Origin of the sequence: Pseudomonas sp. MAG733B (genome assembly GCF_036884845.1) — a bacterium.
In the GTDB taxonomy this organism is placed as follows: Bacteria; Pseudomonadota; Gammaproteobacteria; order Pseudomonadales; family Pseudomonadaceae; genus Aquipseudomonas.
Window position 1 is genome coordinate 1,124,018 of the sequence record NZ_CP145732.1, and the last position, 14,437, is coordinate 1,138,454.

At 59.1% G+C, this 14,437-nt stretch carries 13 protein-coding genes; 8 read left to right on the forward strand and 5 right to left on the reverse strand.

Annotated features, from left to right (window positions below; translation table 11 throughout):
- Positions 1-140: 140 nt before the first annotated feature.
- Together V6Z53_RS05085 and V6Z53_RS05090 are read right to left on the reverse strand one after the other, a co-directional pair.
- Positions 141-323, reverse strand: a complete 183-nt coding sequence (locus V6Z53_RS05085) for a hypothetical protein (RefSeq protein ID WP_338584440.1) — start codon at positions 321-323, stop codon at positions 141-143.
- Positions 324-391: 68 nt separating this feature from the next.
- Positions 392-979: a TIGR00730 family Rossman fold protein gene (locus tag V6Z53_RS05090; protein ID WP_338584441.1), complete on the reverse strand. Its 588-nt coding sequence runs from the start codon at positions 977-979 to the stop codon at positions 392-394.
- Positions 980-1,323: 344 nt separating this feature from the next.
- Between V6Z53_RS05090 and azu the strand changes: the two genes are divergently transcribed.
- Complete coding sequence (azu, locus tag V6Z53_RS05095; RefSeq protein WP_338584442.1) at positions 1,324-1,770, forward strand: azurin; 447 nt, start codon at positions 1,324-1,326, stop codon at positions 1,768-1,770.
- Positions 1,771-1,969: 199 nt separating this feature from the next.
- On the opposite strand, the gene nadE is transcribed toward azu, so the two are convergent.
- Genes nadE through V6Z53_RS05110 form a run of 3 tightly spaced genes read right to left on the reverse strand, consistent with a single transcriptional unit; the run spans position 1,970 to position 5,007 of the window.
- Positions 1,970-2,797: an ammonia-dependent NAD(+) synthetase gene (nadE, locus tag V6Z53_RS05100; RefSeq protein WP_338584443.1), complete on the reverse strand. Its 828-nt coding sequence runs from the start codon at positions 2,795-2,797 to the stop codon at positions 1,970-1,972.
- Positions 2,798-2,801: 4 nt separating this feature from the next.
- Positions 2,802-4,028 (reverse strand): nicotinate phosphoribosyltransferase, encoded by a 1,227-nt coding sequence (gene pncB / locus V6Z53_RS05105; RefSeq protein WP_338584444.1) that lies wholly within the window; start codon positions 4,026-4,028, stop codon positions 2,802-2,804.
- Positions 4,029-4,068: 40 nt separating this feature from the next.
- On the reverse strand, positions 4,069-5,007 hold the full coding sequence (locus V6Z53_RS05110) for a LysR substrate-binding domain-containing protein (protein ID WP_338584445.1): 939 nt from the start codon (positions 5,005-5,007) through the stop codon (positions 4,069-4,071).
- 175 nt (positions 5,008-5,182) lie between these two features.
- Here V6Z53_RS05110 and V6Z53_RS05115 point away from each other — a divergent pair, with 175 nt between their 5' ends.
- The 7 genes from V6Z53_RS05115 to V6Z53_RS05145 all read left to right on the forward strand — a co-directional run bounded on the left by V6Z53_RS05115 (position 5,183) and on the right by V6Z53_RS05145 (position 13,604).
- A complete protein-coding gene (locus V6Z53_RS05115) occupies positions 5,183-6,673 on the forward strand; it encodes an aldehyde dehydrogenase family protein (protein ID WP_338584446.1) in 1,491 nt (496 codons plus the stop codon).
- Between the two features lie 125 nt (positions 6,674-6,798).
- On the forward strand, positions 6,799-8,082 hold the full coding sequence (locus tag V6Z53_RS05120) for an FAD-binding oxidoreductase (protein WP_338584447.1): 1,284 nt from the start codon (positions 6,799-6,801) through the stop codon (positions 8,080-8,082).
- A 364-nt stretch (positions 8,083-8,446) separates the two neighbouring features.
- Positions 8,447-9,580 carry an ABC transporter substrate-binding protein gene (locus V6Z53_RS05125; RefSeq protein ID WP_338584448.1) on the forward strand — a complete coding sequence of 378 codons (1,134 nt, stop codon included), beginning with the start codon at positions 8,447-8,449 and terminating at the stop codon, positions 9,578-9,580.
- Between the two features lie 240 nt (positions 9,581-9,820).
- Entirely contained in the window at positions 9,821-10,735 is a 915-nt protein-coding gene (locus V6Z53_RS05130) for a branched-chain amino acid ABC transporter permease (protein WP_046819754.1), read from the forward strand.
- 3 nt (positions 10,736-10,738) lie between these two features.
- Entirely contained in the window at positions 10,739-12,022 is a 1,284-nt protein-coding gene (gene livM, locus V6Z53_RS05135) for a high-affinity branched-chain amino acid ABC transporter permease LivM (protein WP_338584449.1), read from the forward strand.
- The gene (locus tag V6Z53_RS05140; protein ID WP_338584450.1) at positions 12,019-12,891 is read left to right on the forward strand and encodes an ATP-binding cassette domain-containing protein; all 873 of its coding nucleotides are present in this window, start codon (positions 12,019-12,021) and stop codon (positions 12,889-12,891) included. The genes livM and V6Z53_RS05140 overlap by 4 nt, the downstream gene beginning before the upstream one ends.
- On the forward strand, positions 12,888-13,604 hold the full coding sequence (locus V6Z53_RS05145; protein ID WP_338584451.1) for an ABC transporter ATP-binding protein: 717 nt from the start codon (positions 12,888-12,890) through the stop codon (positions 13,602-13,604). Before V6Z53_RS05140 ends, V6Z53_RS05145 begins: the two co-directional genes overlap by 4 nt.
- Positions 13,605-14,437 lie beyond the last annotated feature (833 nt).

Genomic DNA, 14,437 nt, shown 5'->3' on the forward strand with positions numbered 1-14,437 from the left:
AGCAAGCCCGCTCCCACAGGGGATGTGCAGTGATTTCTGGATACGAGTGTTTCAGATTGGCCTGTGAGGGTCGGCAGCGGCGCTGCCAACCCTGGACACAGATCCGGTGGGCCTGATCAGATCATCCGGCCCGGAGGGTCTCAGGCGTCGGGCGCCTGGTCTTTCGGTGCATCAACATCATCTTCTGCTGCCACTTCTTCCCCGTCAGGGTTCAGTGCTGTTTCTTCAGCTGTAGCTTTCTTGCGCTGAAGCTTTTCCTCTTTCTTCTGTTCCTTGGCCAAGTCACGCTGACGTTTGGCGAAGGAGTAGTTGGGTTTAGCCATGGGCGATCCTCTGGGGTCGAAGGTGAGGTTGAGCGGCGCGTATTCTGCCCTGTATCGGTGCCGAGTCGTTAGTCGGGTTTTTGCTCGACCCACTTCGGCGGTACGCTCGGTTGCCAGGCATCGAGGGCTTCGAGCAGCGTCTGTGGCGATTCGCTCACCTGCAGCATGTCACGGTGAGCCCCGCGAACGAAGCCTTCGCCGACGATGTGATCAAGAAAACCGGTGAGTTTGCTGTAGAAACCGTTCACTTCCAGCAAGCCCAGCGGTTTGCCGTGGTAGCCGAGTTGGCCCCAGGTCCAGACTTCGAACAGTTCTTCCAGGGTGCCGAGGCCGCCGGGCAACGCGATGAAAGCATCGCTGAGTTCGGCCATCCGCGCCTTGCGCGCATGCATGCCGTCGACCACTTCCAGGCGAGTCAGGCCGCTGTGGCCGATTTCCTTGTCCTTGAGGCTTTGCGGAATGATGCCGATCACTTCGCCACCGGCCGCCAGCGCGGCGTCGGCCACAATGCCCATCAGGCCCACGGCGCCACCGCCATAGACCAGCGTCAGCTTGCGCTCGGCCAGTGCTTGGCCCAAGGCCACAGCCGCTTCACGATAAGCCGGGTTGGTGCCGGTGCTGGCCCCACAAAATACACATACGGATGCTAAAGACATGCCTTACTCCATGGTCGATCAGGGCCACAGAGTAAAGGCAGGCGCTCGGCGCTCCAAGGGCTAAACTTCCCGCTTGGGAGTTTCATAGGTGCCGCTGGCGCCACAGGCGTAGGCGGCGAGCAAGCTGCACAACAGGCTATTGAGGGACATGACAGACGCTCCGTTGATTGATGACGATCTGATCATAGGGCCGGGCCAGACGCCTGGCTGGTAGATTGTTTCCATCGGTGTCATAGCCTGAAAGTTGTATACAATTTTTGATTCAAGTCATATGAACTTGCGAAGTTTTCAGGCAGTCTTCTGTCCATTCGCATTTTCCCCTAACCCTGCCTTGGAGATTCACCATGTTTGCCAAACTTGTTGCGGTATCCCTGCTGACACTGGCCAGCAGCCAATTGATGGCTGCCGAGTGCAAAGTCACCGTTGACTCCACTGACCAAATGTCCTTCAACACCAAGGCCATTGAGATCGACAAGAGCTGCAAAACCTTCACCGTCGAACTGACCCACTCCGGCAGCTTGCCGAAAAACGTCATGGGCCATAACTGGGTGCTGAGTAAAGAAGCCGACATGCAGCCGATCGCCACCGACGGCCTGAGCGCCGGCATCGACAAGCAGTACCTGAAGGAAGGCGATGCGCGCGTGATCGCCCATACCAAAATCATCGGCGCCAAGGAAACCGACTCGGTGACCTTCGATGTGTCGAAGCTTGATGCCAACGAAAAATACGGCTTCTTCTGCTCGTTCCCGGGCCACATCTCGATGATGAAAGGCACGGTTACCCTGAAGTAATCAGGCACACCGCGGCATCGTTCATCGCTGGCAAGCCAGCTCCCACAAGGTTCTATGTCGGACACAATGTTTGTGAGCACCTGAAACCCTGTGGGAGCGAGCTTGCTCGCGATGGGGCCATCAACATCGACAAAGGTGTTGGCCAAAGAAAAGCCCGCTGAGGATCGATCCTCAGCGGGCTTTTTCATTCACTCACGCCTCAAGGCGCAAACGGCATCACCCGCTTGTGATGCGTCTTGTTGTACGTGCTGACGATGATCTTGAACGCTTCCTCACGTACCGGCTGGCCATGCAGGAAAGCGTCGATCTCGGCGTAGGTCACGCCGTGGGACGCTTCGTCCGGCTTGCCCGGCGACAGGTCTTCAAGGTCGGCGGTCGGGACTTTTTCCACCAGCGATTCCGGTGCGCCAAAGCTGCGCGCAATCGCCCGGACCTGGTTTTTCACCAGGCCGCTGAGCGGTGCCAGGTCGCAGGCGCCGTCACCGAACTTGGTGAAGAAACCCATCACCGCTTCCGCCGCGTGGTCGGTGCCGATCACCAGGCCGTGGGCGGCGCCAGCGATGGTGTACTGGGCGACCATGCGCATCCGCGCCTTGGTGTTGCCGAGCACGAAATCCACCGAGACTGCGTGCTTGCCTTCGAACGCCGCCACTTCATTGGCCAGAGATTTGACTGCCGGACCGATGTTCACGGTGTGGCGCTCGTCCGGGTTGATGAAATCCACCGAAGCCTGGGCATCGTGTTCATCGAACTGGGTCTCGTACGGCAGGCGCACGGCGATGAACTTGTAGCTGCCGTCACCCGTGCGCTGGCGCAGTTCACGCATGGCGCGCTGGGCCAGCAGGCCGGCGGTCAGGGAGTCGACACCGCCGCTGATGCCCAGCACCAGCGTCTTGAGCCCGGAATTGACCAGGCAGTCCTGGATGAAGGTAATGCGTCGGGCGACTTCAGCCTCGAGGGCGGCGTCATCGGCGAACGGCGGTTGAACCTTGAGCTGCTCAGCAATCTCACGCTGTACGGCTTGCATGAATTCACTCCTTGCTTGATGTGCTGGAAAGGGCGGCAGGAACCTGGAAAACGTGTCGCAAATAGGCGACGAAATTCGGGTCTTTACAGTGAGTCTTGCCTGGCTCGTCGGAGATCTTCGCCACCGGCGCGCCGTTGCAGGCGGTCATTTTAAGCACGATGCTCATCGGTTCGACACCCGGAATGTCACAGGTCAGGTTGGTGCCGATGCCGAAGCTGACATTGATCCGACCACGCAGCGCCCGGAATATTTCCAGTGCCTTGGGCAGCGTCAGGCTGTCGGAAAAGGTCAGGGTCTTGCTCATCGGGTCGATGCCGAGCTTGTGGTAGTGGGCGATGGCTTTTTCCGCCCACACCACGGGATCACCGGAATCATGGCGCAAGCCGTCGAAGAGCTTGGCGAAAAACAGGTCGAAATCGCCGAGAAAGGCATCCATGGTGATGCAGTCGGTCAGGGCGATCCCCAGCAAACCGCGATACTCGCGGACCCAGCAATCGAGGGCGGCAATCTGACTGTCGATCAATCGCGGGCCGAGTTGCTGGTGAGCCATGATCCATTCGTGGGCCATGGTGCCCAGCGGTTTCATGTCCAGTTCCCGGGACAAGTGTACGTTGCTGGTGCCGACGAAACGGCCGGGGAAATCGTGCTTGAGCACGTTCACCACTTCTTCCTGCACGCGGTACGAAAAGCGCCGGCGCGTGCCGAAATCGGCTACCTGCAATTCGGACAATTCGTCGCTGCTGGCGTTGGCAGTGAGCCAGTCGAACTTGCGATAGAGCTGCTCGCGGGCCTGCTCGAGGACGATTTCCCGGTAGCGATAGCGGTTACGCACTTCGCTGACGATCGCCAGTATCGGCACTTCGAACAGGATCACATGCAACCACGGCCCGCGCAGGCGGATAAACAGCTCGCCGTTTTCGATGCCGGTGTGGATGTAGCGCAAGTTGAAGCGAAACAGCCCGAGAAAGCGCAGGAAATCCGGTTTCAGGAAGCTGATGCGCTCCAGAAAGCTCAACTGGTCGGCGCTCAGGCTCAACTCGGCCAGGCGCTCGATCTGGAAACGGATCTCCGCCAGGTACGGGCGCAAATCCTCACTGTTACGGCAACGAAACTCCCATTCGACTTCGACGTTAGGGTAGTTGTGCAGCACCGCCTGCATCATCGTCAGTTTGTAGAAGTCGGTGTCGAGCAGGTTCTGCACGATGCGATCGGCAAACACACTCTCGCTCATAACGGGGGTTCTCCACATTCAATAGAGCTAGTGGCGCATATCAGTGGTGAGGATTGCCAGCGATTTTTGCGTTGTCGGTGGTAGCGGGGTGGTCAACCTGCTCCAGCATCCACTTCACAAAATCCCGCACCTTCGGCACTTCCGCCGAATGCTCCGGATACGCCAGGTAATAGGCATCGGTGCTGGGCATTGCATGCTGCCAGGGAATGACCAGTTTGCCTTCGGCCAGTTCCTCTTCCACCAGAAAGCGGGGCAGCAATGCGACGCCGCAGCCGACCTGTGCGGCGCGGATGCACATGTAGAAGGTTTCGAAGCGCGGGCCGTGGTAGCTGTGTTCGGTGTGGTAGCCCTGACTGTCGAACCAGTCATGCCAGCCCTGAGGGCGTGAGGCGTTTTGCAGCAGGACCAGGTCGGTGAGTTGCGTCGGGTCGGTGAATGGCTCGGCCGGCAGGCTACCGGGAGCGCAGACCGGTACCAGTTCTTCGCTGAACAACTTCAGGCATTCGGTGCCGGGCCGTGAGCCCTGGCCAAAATAGAACGCCAGGTCGCTGCGGCCTTGCAGCAGATCGTCGGCTTCCTGTTCGCTGCACAGGTCCAGGTGAATCGACGGATGGCGCAGGCGCCAGCCTTTCAGCCGTGGCACCAGCCAGCGTGCGCCGAATGTCGGGGGCGTCGAGACGCGCAGGACTTCAGTTTCGCCACCGTAGGATCGCAGGTAATGGGTCGACATCTCGACCTGCGTGAGGATTTTTCGTACTTCCACTAGGTACAAATCGCCCGCCGGGGTCATTTGCAGGCGTCGACGCACCCGGCGAAACAGCAAGTGCTGCAGCAGCTCTTCCAGTTGCGCGACCTGCTTGCTGACGGCGCTCTGGGTCAGGTTCAGTTCTTCGGCGGCCCGGGTGAAGCTCAGATGCCGGGTCACGGCTTCGAAACACTGCAGGGCAGCGATCGATGGCAAATAGCGTTTGTTCAGCATGGGCGGTCCTTTGTTCTTGTCTCTTTATTGCCAGCAATGCACAGCATGAATAAACGGAATGATATCTCTCTTAAAGGTCGTTTGTTGAGTAACCTCGGGGGAGCTAAAACTACAGGTCTGATCAGCCGTGATTTTCCGGCTGCACCCGTTCCGTTTTTTGCTTGAGGAGTGACCCATGGTTGCCGCATTGCTTGATCGTCTTGGTGTGAACCCGGCCCTGTACCAGAACGGCAAAGTGCCGGTACATTCGCCCATCGACGGCAGTCGCATCGCCGCTGTGAACTGGGAAGGCGCCGCCGAAGTCGAGCAGCACATCAGTCGCGCAGATCATGCGTTCGAACTGTGGCGCAAGGTTCCGGCGCCGCGTCGTGGCGAACTGGTGCGTCAACTGGGCGACATTCTGCGTGAATATAAAGCCGATCTCGGCGAGCTGGTGTCCTGGGAAGCCGGCAAGATCACTCAGGAAGGCCTGGGTGAAGTTCAGGAAATGATCGACATCTGCGATTTCGCCGTCGGCCTGTCCCGCCAGTTGTATGGTTTGACCATCGCCTCCGAGCGTCCTGGCCACCACATGCGTGAAACCTGGCATCCGCTGGGCGTCGTTGGCGTGATCAGTGCGTTCAACTTCCCGGTCGCGGTCTGGGCCTGGAACGCCACGTTGGCGCTGGTCTGCGGCAACCCGGTGATCTGGAAACCGTCGGAAAAAACCCCGCTGACCGCACTGGCCTGCCAAGCGCTGTTCGATCGCGTGCTGAAGAACTTCAGCGATGCGCCGCCGCACCTGAGCCAAGTCATCATCGGTGGCCGCGATGCCGGCGAAGCGCTGGTCGACGACCCGCGTGTCGCGCTGGTCAGCGCCACCGGCAGCACCCGCATGGGCCGCGAAGTGGCGCCGAAAATCGCCGCACGTTTCGCCCGCAGCATTCTGGAGCTGGGCGGTAACAACGCAATGATCCTCGGTCCAAGCGCCGATCTGGACATGGCCGTTCGCGCGATCCTGTTCAGCGCAGTCGGCACCGCCGGTCAGCGTTGCACCACGCTGCGTCGCCTGATTGCTCACGAATCGGTGAAAGAAGAAATCGTCACCCGCCTGAAAGCCGCCTACTCCAAAGTACGTATCGGCCATCCGCTGGAAGGCAATTTGGTCGGTCCGCTGATCGACAAGCAAAGCTTCGAAAACATGCAGGACGCGCTGGAACAAGCGCTGAGCGAAGGCGGCCGGGTGTTCGGCGGCAAGCGCCAGCTGGAAGACAAATTCCCCAATGCCTACTACGTTTCGCCAGCCATCGTCGAAATGCCGGAGCAGAGCGACGTGGTCTGCCACGAAACCTTTGCGCCGATCCTCTACGTGGTCGGTTACAGCGATTTCAACGAAGCACTGCGCCTGAACAACGCCGTGCCACAAGGCTTGTCCTCGTGCATCTTCACCACCGACGTGCGTGAAGCGGAGCAGTTCATGTCGGCGGTGGGCAGCGACTGCGGCATCGCCAACGTCAACATCGGCCCGAGCGGTGCGGAAATCGGCGGCGCATTTGGTGGCGAGAAAGAAACCGGCGGTGGTCGTGAGTCGGGCTCCGACGCATGGCGCGGCTACATGCGCCGTCAGACCAACACCGTGAACTACTCGCTGGAGTTGCCGTTGGCGCAGGGCATTACGTTCGACTGAAGGGCCTCATCGCGGGCAAGCCTTGCTCCTACGGGATTTGTGTTGTGGCACATACCTGTAGGAGCAAGGCTTGCCCGCGATGCTTTTGATTTTAGTTTGTTAGGTTTCATTTTCGGAGTCTGGCAATGCCGTTACGCGAAGAGTGTCTGTGGGAAAAACTGACGCCGCAAAGGCCTGACAACGCGGCGCTCAAGGGTGAAGTAAAGGTCGATGTCTGCGTCATCGGTGCCGGTTTTACCGGGCTGTCGGCGGCGGTGCATTTGCTGGAGCAGGGCAAGACGGTTTGTGTGCTGGAAGCCCATCGCGCCGGGCATGGCGGATCGGGGCGCAACGTTGGGCTGGTCAACGCCGGGATGTGGATTCCACCGGACGAGATCGAAGCCGGGTTTGGCGAAGCGGTCGGCAGCCAGCTCAACCGCATGCTAGGTGCGGCGCCATCACTGGTGTTCAGCCTGATCGACAAATACAACATCGATTGCCAGTTGCGCCGCGAAGGCACGCTGCACATGGCGCACAACGCCCGTGGCGAAGCGGACTTGCGCAGTCGTGAAGAACAATGGAAACGCCGTGGTGCGCCGGTGGAATTGCTCACCGGGCAGGCTTGCGAACAAGCCACGGGCACCAAGAAAATCGCCGCTGCGCTGCTCGACCGGCGTGCTGGCACACTCAACCCGATGGCCTACACCACGGGGCTGGCCAAAGCGGCCATCGGCCTCGGCGGCCAATTGTTCGATCATTCCCCGGTGACCCGACTCGAACGTCAGGGCCAGCGCTGGTCGGTGCAGACTGCTCAGGGTTCGGTACTGGCCGAGCAAGTGGTGATCGCCTCCAACGCCTACACCGAAGGTGATTGGACCGAGCTGCGGCGCAATTTCTTCCCCGGCTATTACTATCAAGTGGCGTCGGTGCCGTTGACCGAAGACGCTGCGCAGCAAATTCTGCCCGGTGGCCAGGGATCCTGGGATACCCGTCAGGTCCTGAGCAGTATTCGTCGCGATAAGGACGGGCGCCTGCTTCTTGGCAGTCTGGGTAATGGCAACCAGAAGCCGGCCTGGTTCCTCAAGGCTTGGGCCGATCGCGTCCAGCAGCATTATTTCCCCTACCTCAAACCGGTTGAATGGGAGTGCACCTGGACCGGTTGCATCGCCTTCACCCCCGATCATCTGATGCGCCTGTTCGAACCGGCGCCCGGTTTAGTGGCAGTCACCGGCTACAACGGTCGGGGTGTGACCACAGGAACGGTCGTCGGCAAAGCCTTTGCCGATTATTTGTGTAACGGAAATCCTCAGGCGTTACCGATTCCCTTCGCTCCCATGCAGCCACTGGCCGGGGTGGGCTTGCGCAGCTGTTTATATGAGGCAGGGTTTTCGCTGTATCACGCAGGCCAGTGCTTGCGGATCGTGATCTGATTGTTGAAATTTGTTGCGGGGAGCGGCGCTTTTTCGTTCAGCAGCTAGCCTGTAATGGTGCGGGTTGTAGCAGTCCCGCACCAGCAGTGTGCAGTTCGGTGACGTACGTTGTTACAGGCTGGTTGCACGCCGTTTGGTGCCGCGGTTGCAATGATGGCGCAGAGGGGTTGCGCCTCGAAAAAAATACGGTTTCACCTTCCGCGGTTTAGACGGTTGCACGCCCAATGAAAATGGGTCAGAAACAGTCGAAATAACAATAAAGCAGCGACTTTTTTCAGAATAAAAAACCGATGGCACGGCCCTTGCTCTGAGCATTCAGTGAAGTCGCAGTGCCAATTAAAAAAAAACCTTGGAGCACCACCTCATGTCCCAGACGTTTTACAAGAAAGGCTTTCTGGCCCTCGCAGTGGCTACTGCGTTGGGTGTTTCTGCGTTTGCTCAAGCTGATGTGAAAATCGGCGTAGCGGGTCCAATGACGGGCGCCAACGCAGCATTTGGCGAGCAGTACATGAAGGGTGCACAGGCAGCAGCCGATGCGGTGAACGCAGCGGGCGGCGTAAACGGGGAAAAAATCGTACTGGTCAAGGGTGATGACGCCTGCGAACCGAAACAGGCTGTGACGGTCGCCAAGGACCTGACCAACCAGAAAGTTGCCGGCGTGGTCGGTCACTTCTGCTCCTCGTCGACCATCCCGGCCTCCGAGATCTACGACGAAGCGGGCATCATCGCCATCACTCCAGGCTCCACCAACCCACAGGTTACCGAACGCGGCCTGAGCGCCATGTTCCGTATGTGCGGTCGTGACGACCAGCAAGGCATCGTGGCCGGCGACTACATCGTCGACGTGCTCAAGGGCAAGAAGGTTGTCGTGCTGCACGACAAGGACACCTACGGCCAAGGCCTGGCTGACGCCACCAAGGCTCAACTGGTCAAGCGCGGCGTAACGCCAGTGCTGTATGAAGGCCTGACCCGTGGCGAGAAAGACTTCAGCACCATCGTGACCAAAATCCGCGGTGCCGGCGCTGACGTCGTCTACTTCGGCGGCCTGCACCCGGAAGCCGGTCCACTGGTGCGTCAACTGCGTGAACAAGGTCTGAAAGACGTCAAGTTCATGTCCGACGACGGCATCGTGACCGACGAACTGGTGACCACCGCTGGCGGCCCGCAATTCGTTGACGGCGTGCTGATGACCTTCGGTGCCGACCCACGCCTGCTGCCAGACAGCAAGGCCGTGGTAGACGCATTCCGCAAGGCCGGTACCGAGCCTGAAGGCTACACCCTGTACGCTTACGCTTCGGTGCAAACCCTGGCTGCAGCTTTCAACGGCGCCAAGTCCAACAAGGGCGAAGAAGCGGCTGCCTGGCTGAAGAAAAACCCGGTCAAGACCGTCATGGGCGAGAAGACCTGGGACAGCAAGGGCGACCTGAAAGTCTCCGACTACGTGGTTTACCAGTGGGACAAGGACGGCAAATACCACCAGCTGGAAAAACAGAAGTAAGGGCTGACTCGATCAATTGACCCACAGTTCTCCTGTGGGAGCGAGCCTGCTCGCGATGACGGACTGACAGGCAACACATTCGTTGAATGTTAAACCGCTATCGCGAGCAGGCTCGCTCCTACAGGGGGCGGTGGTGTGTCGGCTGATTCTGGCTGACATTGCTCCGACGTAAATCTGTATTTTCCTTAGAAGAACCGCACCCCCACAGGTGTGCAGGCTCTCATTGCGTGAGATTGCGTTATGGATGGTATTTTCCTGCAGCAACTGGTCAATGGCCTGACCCTCGGGTCGGTCTATGGCCTGATCGCCATCGGCTACACAATGGTCTATGGCATCATCGGCATGATCAACTTCGCCCACGGCGAGGTTTACATGATTTCCGCTTACCTCGCGGCGATCAGTCTGGCTCTGCTGGCTTACTTCGGTATCGAATCCTTCCCGCTGCTGATGCTCGGCACCCTGATCTTCACCATCGTCGTCACGGCGGTGTATGGCTGGGTCATCGAGCGTGTCGCCTACAAACCCCTGCGTAACTCTACCCGACTGGCACCGCTGATCAGCGCCATCGGTATTTCGCTGATCCTGCAAAACTACGCACAGATCGCCCAGGGCGCGAAGCAACAAGGCGTTCCTACGTTGCTGACGGGTGCGTGGCGTGTCGAGGTCGGCACAGGTTTCGTGCAACTGACCTACACCAAGGTGTTCATTCTGGTCGCCGCGTTTGTCGGGATGGCCGCACTGACCTACATCATCAAGTACACCAAGCTCGGCCGCATGTGCCGTGCAACCCAGCAAGACCGCAAGATGGCTTCGATTCTGGGGATCAACACCGACCGGGTGATTTCCTACGTGTTCATCATTGGTGCAGCGATGGCGGCCCTGGCCGGCGTACTGATCACCATGAACTACGGCACATTCGACTTCTATGCCGGCTTCATCATCGGGATCAAGGCGTTCACCGCCGCGGTGCTCGGCGGGATTGGCTCGCTGCCTGGCGCCATGCTCGGCGGGATCATTCTCGGGATTTCCGAGTCGCTGTTCTCTGGTCTGGTGAACTCGGACTACAAAGACGTTTTCAGCTTCTCGCTGCTGGTTCTCGTTCTGGTCTTTCGGCCCCAAGGCCTGCTCGGCCGTCCTCTTGTGTCGAAGGTGTAAGCGATGTCTTCAACCACTAAAAAAACCATTGATATCAAAAAAAGTCTGGTTGACGCGATTCTTGCCGGCCTCATCGCCCTGATTGTGTTCGGGCCGATTGTCGGCGTCGTTCTCGATGGCTATGGCTTCAACCTGGAAACCACCCGGGTGGCGTGGATTGTCGCCATCGTCATGGCCGGTCGCTTTGCCCTGAGCATGTTCCTGCAAACCCCCAAGGGCCTGAGAATCCTCGAAGGTTTTGAGTCCACTGGTTCCGGGGTTCATGTACTCGCGCCTGACTACAAGTCCCGTCTGCGCTGGATCATCCCGCTGATGATCGTCCTCGCCGTGGTGTTCCCGTTCTTCTCCAACTCCTACCTGCTGGGCGTGGTCATCCTCGGGCTGATCTACGTACTGCTGGGCCTGGGGCTGAACATCGTGGTCGGCCTGGCCGGCCTGCTCGACCTGGGTTACGTGGCGTTCTACGCCATCGGTGCCTACGGCCTGGCGCTCGGTTATCAGTACCTGGGATTGGGTTTCTGGACGGTGCTGCCGCTGGCGGCGATCACGGCGGGCCTGGCCGGCTGCATCCTCGGCTTCCCGGTGCTGCGCCTGCACGGTGACTACCTGGCGATCGTGACCCTGGGCTTCGGTGAAATCATCCGACTGATCCTCAACAACTGGTTGTCGCTGACCGGCGGTCCGAACGGAATGCCGGCACCACTGCCGACCTTCTTCGGCCTGGAGTTCGGCAAGCGGGCGAAGGACGGCGGCGTACCGTTCCATGAGTTCTTCGGCATCGCCTACAACCCGGACGTGAAGTACTACTTCATTTATGCGGTGTTGTTCCTGGTGGTTCTTGGCGTGCTGTACATCAAGCATCGCCTGACGCGCATGCCTGTGGGCCGTGCCTGGGAAGCGCTGCGCGAAGATGAAATCGCCTGCCGGTCCATGGGCCTGAACCACGTGCTGGTCAAGCTCTCGGCATTCACCATCGGTGCATCGACGGCGGGTCTGGCCGGCGTGTTCTTCGCCACCTATCAAGGTTTCGTCAACCCGACCTCGTTCACCTTCTTCGAGTCCGCCCTGATCCTCGCCATCGTGGTACTGGGTGGCATGGGCTCGACCATCGGCGTGGTGATAGCGGCTTTCGTACTGACCGTCGCCCCGGAGCTGCTGCGTGGCTTCGCCGAATACCGCGTGTTGCTGTTCGGTGTCCTGATGGTGTTGATGATGATCTGGCGACCACGCGGCCTGATTCGGATCAGCCGTACCGGTGTGACCCCGCGTAAAGGAGTAGCGCCATGAGCGAAGTCGTACTCAGTGTCGAAAAGCTGATGATGCACTTCGGCGGCATCAAGGCGTTGAACGATGTCAGCCTGCAGGTCAAGCGCAACTCGATCTTCGCCCTGATCGGCCCCAACGGTGCGGGCAAGACCACGGTGTTCAACTGCCTGACCGGGTTCTACAAGGCCTCCGGCGGCAAGATCGAACTCAACGTGCGTGGCGAGCAGACCAACGTCATCAAGCTGCTGGGCGAATCGTTCAAACCGACCGATTTCGTCTCGCCTAAATCCTTCGCCAGTCGTTTGTTCTACAAGGCGTTCGGCGGCACCCACCTGGTGAACCGCGCCGGACTGGCGCGGACGTTCCAGAACATTCGCCTGTTCAAGGAAATGTCGGTGCTGGAAAACCTGCTGGTGGCCCAGCACATGTGGGTCAACCGCAACCTGCTGGCGGGCATCCTCAACACCAAGGGCTACCGCAAGGCCGAGAGCGATGCGCTGGACCATGCGTTCTACTGGCTGGAAGTGGTGGACCTGGTGGACTGTGCCAACCGCCTGGCCGGTGAGCTGTCCTACGGCCAGCAACGTCGTCTGGAAATCGCCCGCGCCATGTGCACCCGTCCGCAGATCATCTGCCTCGACGAACCGGCCGCCGGCCTCAACCCTCAGGAAACCGAAGCGCTGAGCGCGATGATCCGGCTGCTGCGCGACGAGCACGATCTGACCGTGGTGCTGATCGAACACGACATGGGCATGGTTATGAGTATTTCCGACCACATCGTGGTGCTGGACCACGGCGTCGTCATCGCCGAGGGCGGCCCCGACGACATCCGCAACGACCCGAAAGTGATTGCCGCCTATCTGGGCGCCGATGAAGAGGAAGTGGTATGACCCAACCCATCCTCGAACTCAAGGATCTGAACGTGTTCTACGGCCCGATCCAGGCCCTCAAAGGCGTGTCGCTGCACATCAACGAAGGTGAAACGGTCAGCCTGATCGGCTCCAACGGTGCCGGCAAGTCGACGCTGCTGATGTCGATCTTCGGTCAGCCGCGGGCGTCGGACGGGCAGATCCTCTATCAGGGCGTGGACATCACCCACAAGTCGTCGCACTACATCGCCTCCAACGGCATCGCGCAATCGCCGGAAGGCCGGCGGGTGTTCCCCGACATGACCGTCGAGGAAAACCTGCTGATGGGTACCATTCCAATTGGTGACAAGTACGCCAAGGAAGACATGCAGCGCATGTTCAAGTTGTTCCCGCGACTTGAAGAGCGGCGCACTCAGCGCGCGATGACCATGTCCGGCGGCGAGCAGCAAATGCTCGCCATCGCTCGCGCCTTGATGAGTCGGCCGAAGTTGTTGCTGCTTGATGAGCCGAGCCTGGGCCTGGCGCCGATCGTGGTGAAGCAGATTTTCGCCACCCTGCGCGAACTGGCGAAAACCGGCATGACCATCTTCCTGGTGGAGCAGAACGCCAACCACGCCCTTCGCTTGTCCGACCGTGCTTACGTGATGGTCAACGGCGAAATTCGCATGACGGGTACCGGCAAGGAGTTGCTGGTCAACGAGGATGTGCGTAACGCCTATCTCGGCGGGCACTAGATCGTTAGCGTTCAACAAAACGCCCTGACGTGCTCAACGTCAGGGCGTTTTTTTATGCGCGCTCCGTGGTGGCTGTTGTAGGAGCTGTCGAGTGAAACGAGGCTGCGATCTTTTGATCTTGTTTTCAGATCAAGTCAACAGATCGCAGCCTTCGGCAGCTCCTACAAGAGCGGTGTTGCGACGTAAAGTAAAATTGTGGAAAACAAATTCCCCAAGCTCCCAAACCGCGACATAAAGCCGCTGCAAACAGTTGTTTTGTCACGGTTTTGACTTGTCCCCGTTTGCTGTGGAGCTGGCTGTGAATAACGTGGGAGTAGCTGGCTGAGAGCCTTTCAATCCGTGGCCTCCAGCGATATGGTTGTTTTTTGATCAGGCGTTTTTGCGGGGCTTCAGGGTGGGTTTGTCAACCTTTTTCTGGGTGACGAAAGTGCAGCAAGTTACAGTGAACAAACCTGTGGATAAGTCTGTGATTAAACTCTGGAAAGACTTGGCTGAAGGCCGTGGTTACTGGCTTGCGGCCATCGTCGGTTTGACCGGCTGTTCGGGAAAATTGCCATGGGCTACACAGCAGGTCCGTCAGGGTCAAGCAAAAAAGTTTTAAAACGCCTCGCAAAGCCTTGTGGATAGCGGCTTTCAGCTTTTCCACTTGCCCCCGGAATGTGTGGATGGGGCTGTGGATAACGTGCGCGCACATGGCTGCAAGCCACGGAAGGTAAGGTGTCGCGTGGTTTGGTCGTTTTTTGTACAGGTTGTGCGGTGGTTGCCGCTGTGAGCAAGGCCGGGCATGCTGCCTGCTGATTTTCTATTTCCATGGCTGAGCATCAGCCGAAGCA

Coding starts and splice junctions, on each gene's coding strand:
- V6Z53_RS05085 (WP_338584440.1), bottom strand. CDS start 323: ATGGCTAAACCCAACTACTCCTTCGCCAAACGTCAGCGTGACTTGGCC.
- V6Z53_RS05090 (WP_338584441.1), bottom strand. CDS start 979: ATGTCTTTAGCATCCGTATGTGTATTTTGTGGGGCCAGCACCGGCACC.
- azu (WP_338584442.1), top strand. CDS start 1,324: ATGTTTGCCAAACTTGTTGCGGTATCCCTGCTGACACTGGCCAGCAGC.
- nadE (WP_338584443.1), bottom strand. CDS start 2,797: ATGCAAGCCGTACAGCGTGAGATTGCTGAGCAGCTCAAGGTTCAACCG.
- pncB (WP_338584444.1), bottom strand. CDS start 4,028: ATGAGCGAGAGTGTGTTTGCCGATCGCATCGTGCAGAACCTGCTCGAC.
- V6Z53_RS05110 (WP_338584445.1), bottom strand. CDS start 5,007: ATGCTGAACAAACGCTATTTGCCATCGATCGCTGCCCTGCAGTGTTTC.
- V6Z53_RS05115 (WP_338584446.1), top strand. CDS start 5,183: ATGGTTGCCGCATTGCTTGATCGTCTTGGTGTGAACCCGGCCCTGTAC.
- V6Z53_RS05120 (WP_338584447.1), top strand. CDS start 6,799: ATGCCGTTACGCGAAGAGTGTCTGTGGGAAAAACTGACGCCGCAAAGG.
- V6Z53_RS05125 (WP_338584448.1), top strand. CDS start 8,447: ATGTCCCAGACGTTTTACAAGAAAGGCTTTCTGGCCCTCGCAGTGGCT.
- V6Z53_RS05130 (WP_046819754.1), top strand. CDS start 9,821: ATGGATGGTATTTTCCTGCAGCAACTGGTCAATGGCCTGACCCTCGGG.
- livM (WP_338584449.1), top strand. CDS start 10,739: ATGTCTTCAACCACTAAAAAAACCATTGATATCAAAAAAAGTCTGGTT.
- V6Z53_RS05140 (WP_338584450.1), top strand. CDS start 12,019: ATGAGCGAAGTCGTACTCAGTGTCGAAAAGCTGATGATGCACTTCGGC.
- V6Z53_RS05145 (WP_338584451.1), top strand. CDS start 12,888: ATGACCCAACCCATCCTCGAACTCAAGGATCTGAACGTGTTCTACGGC.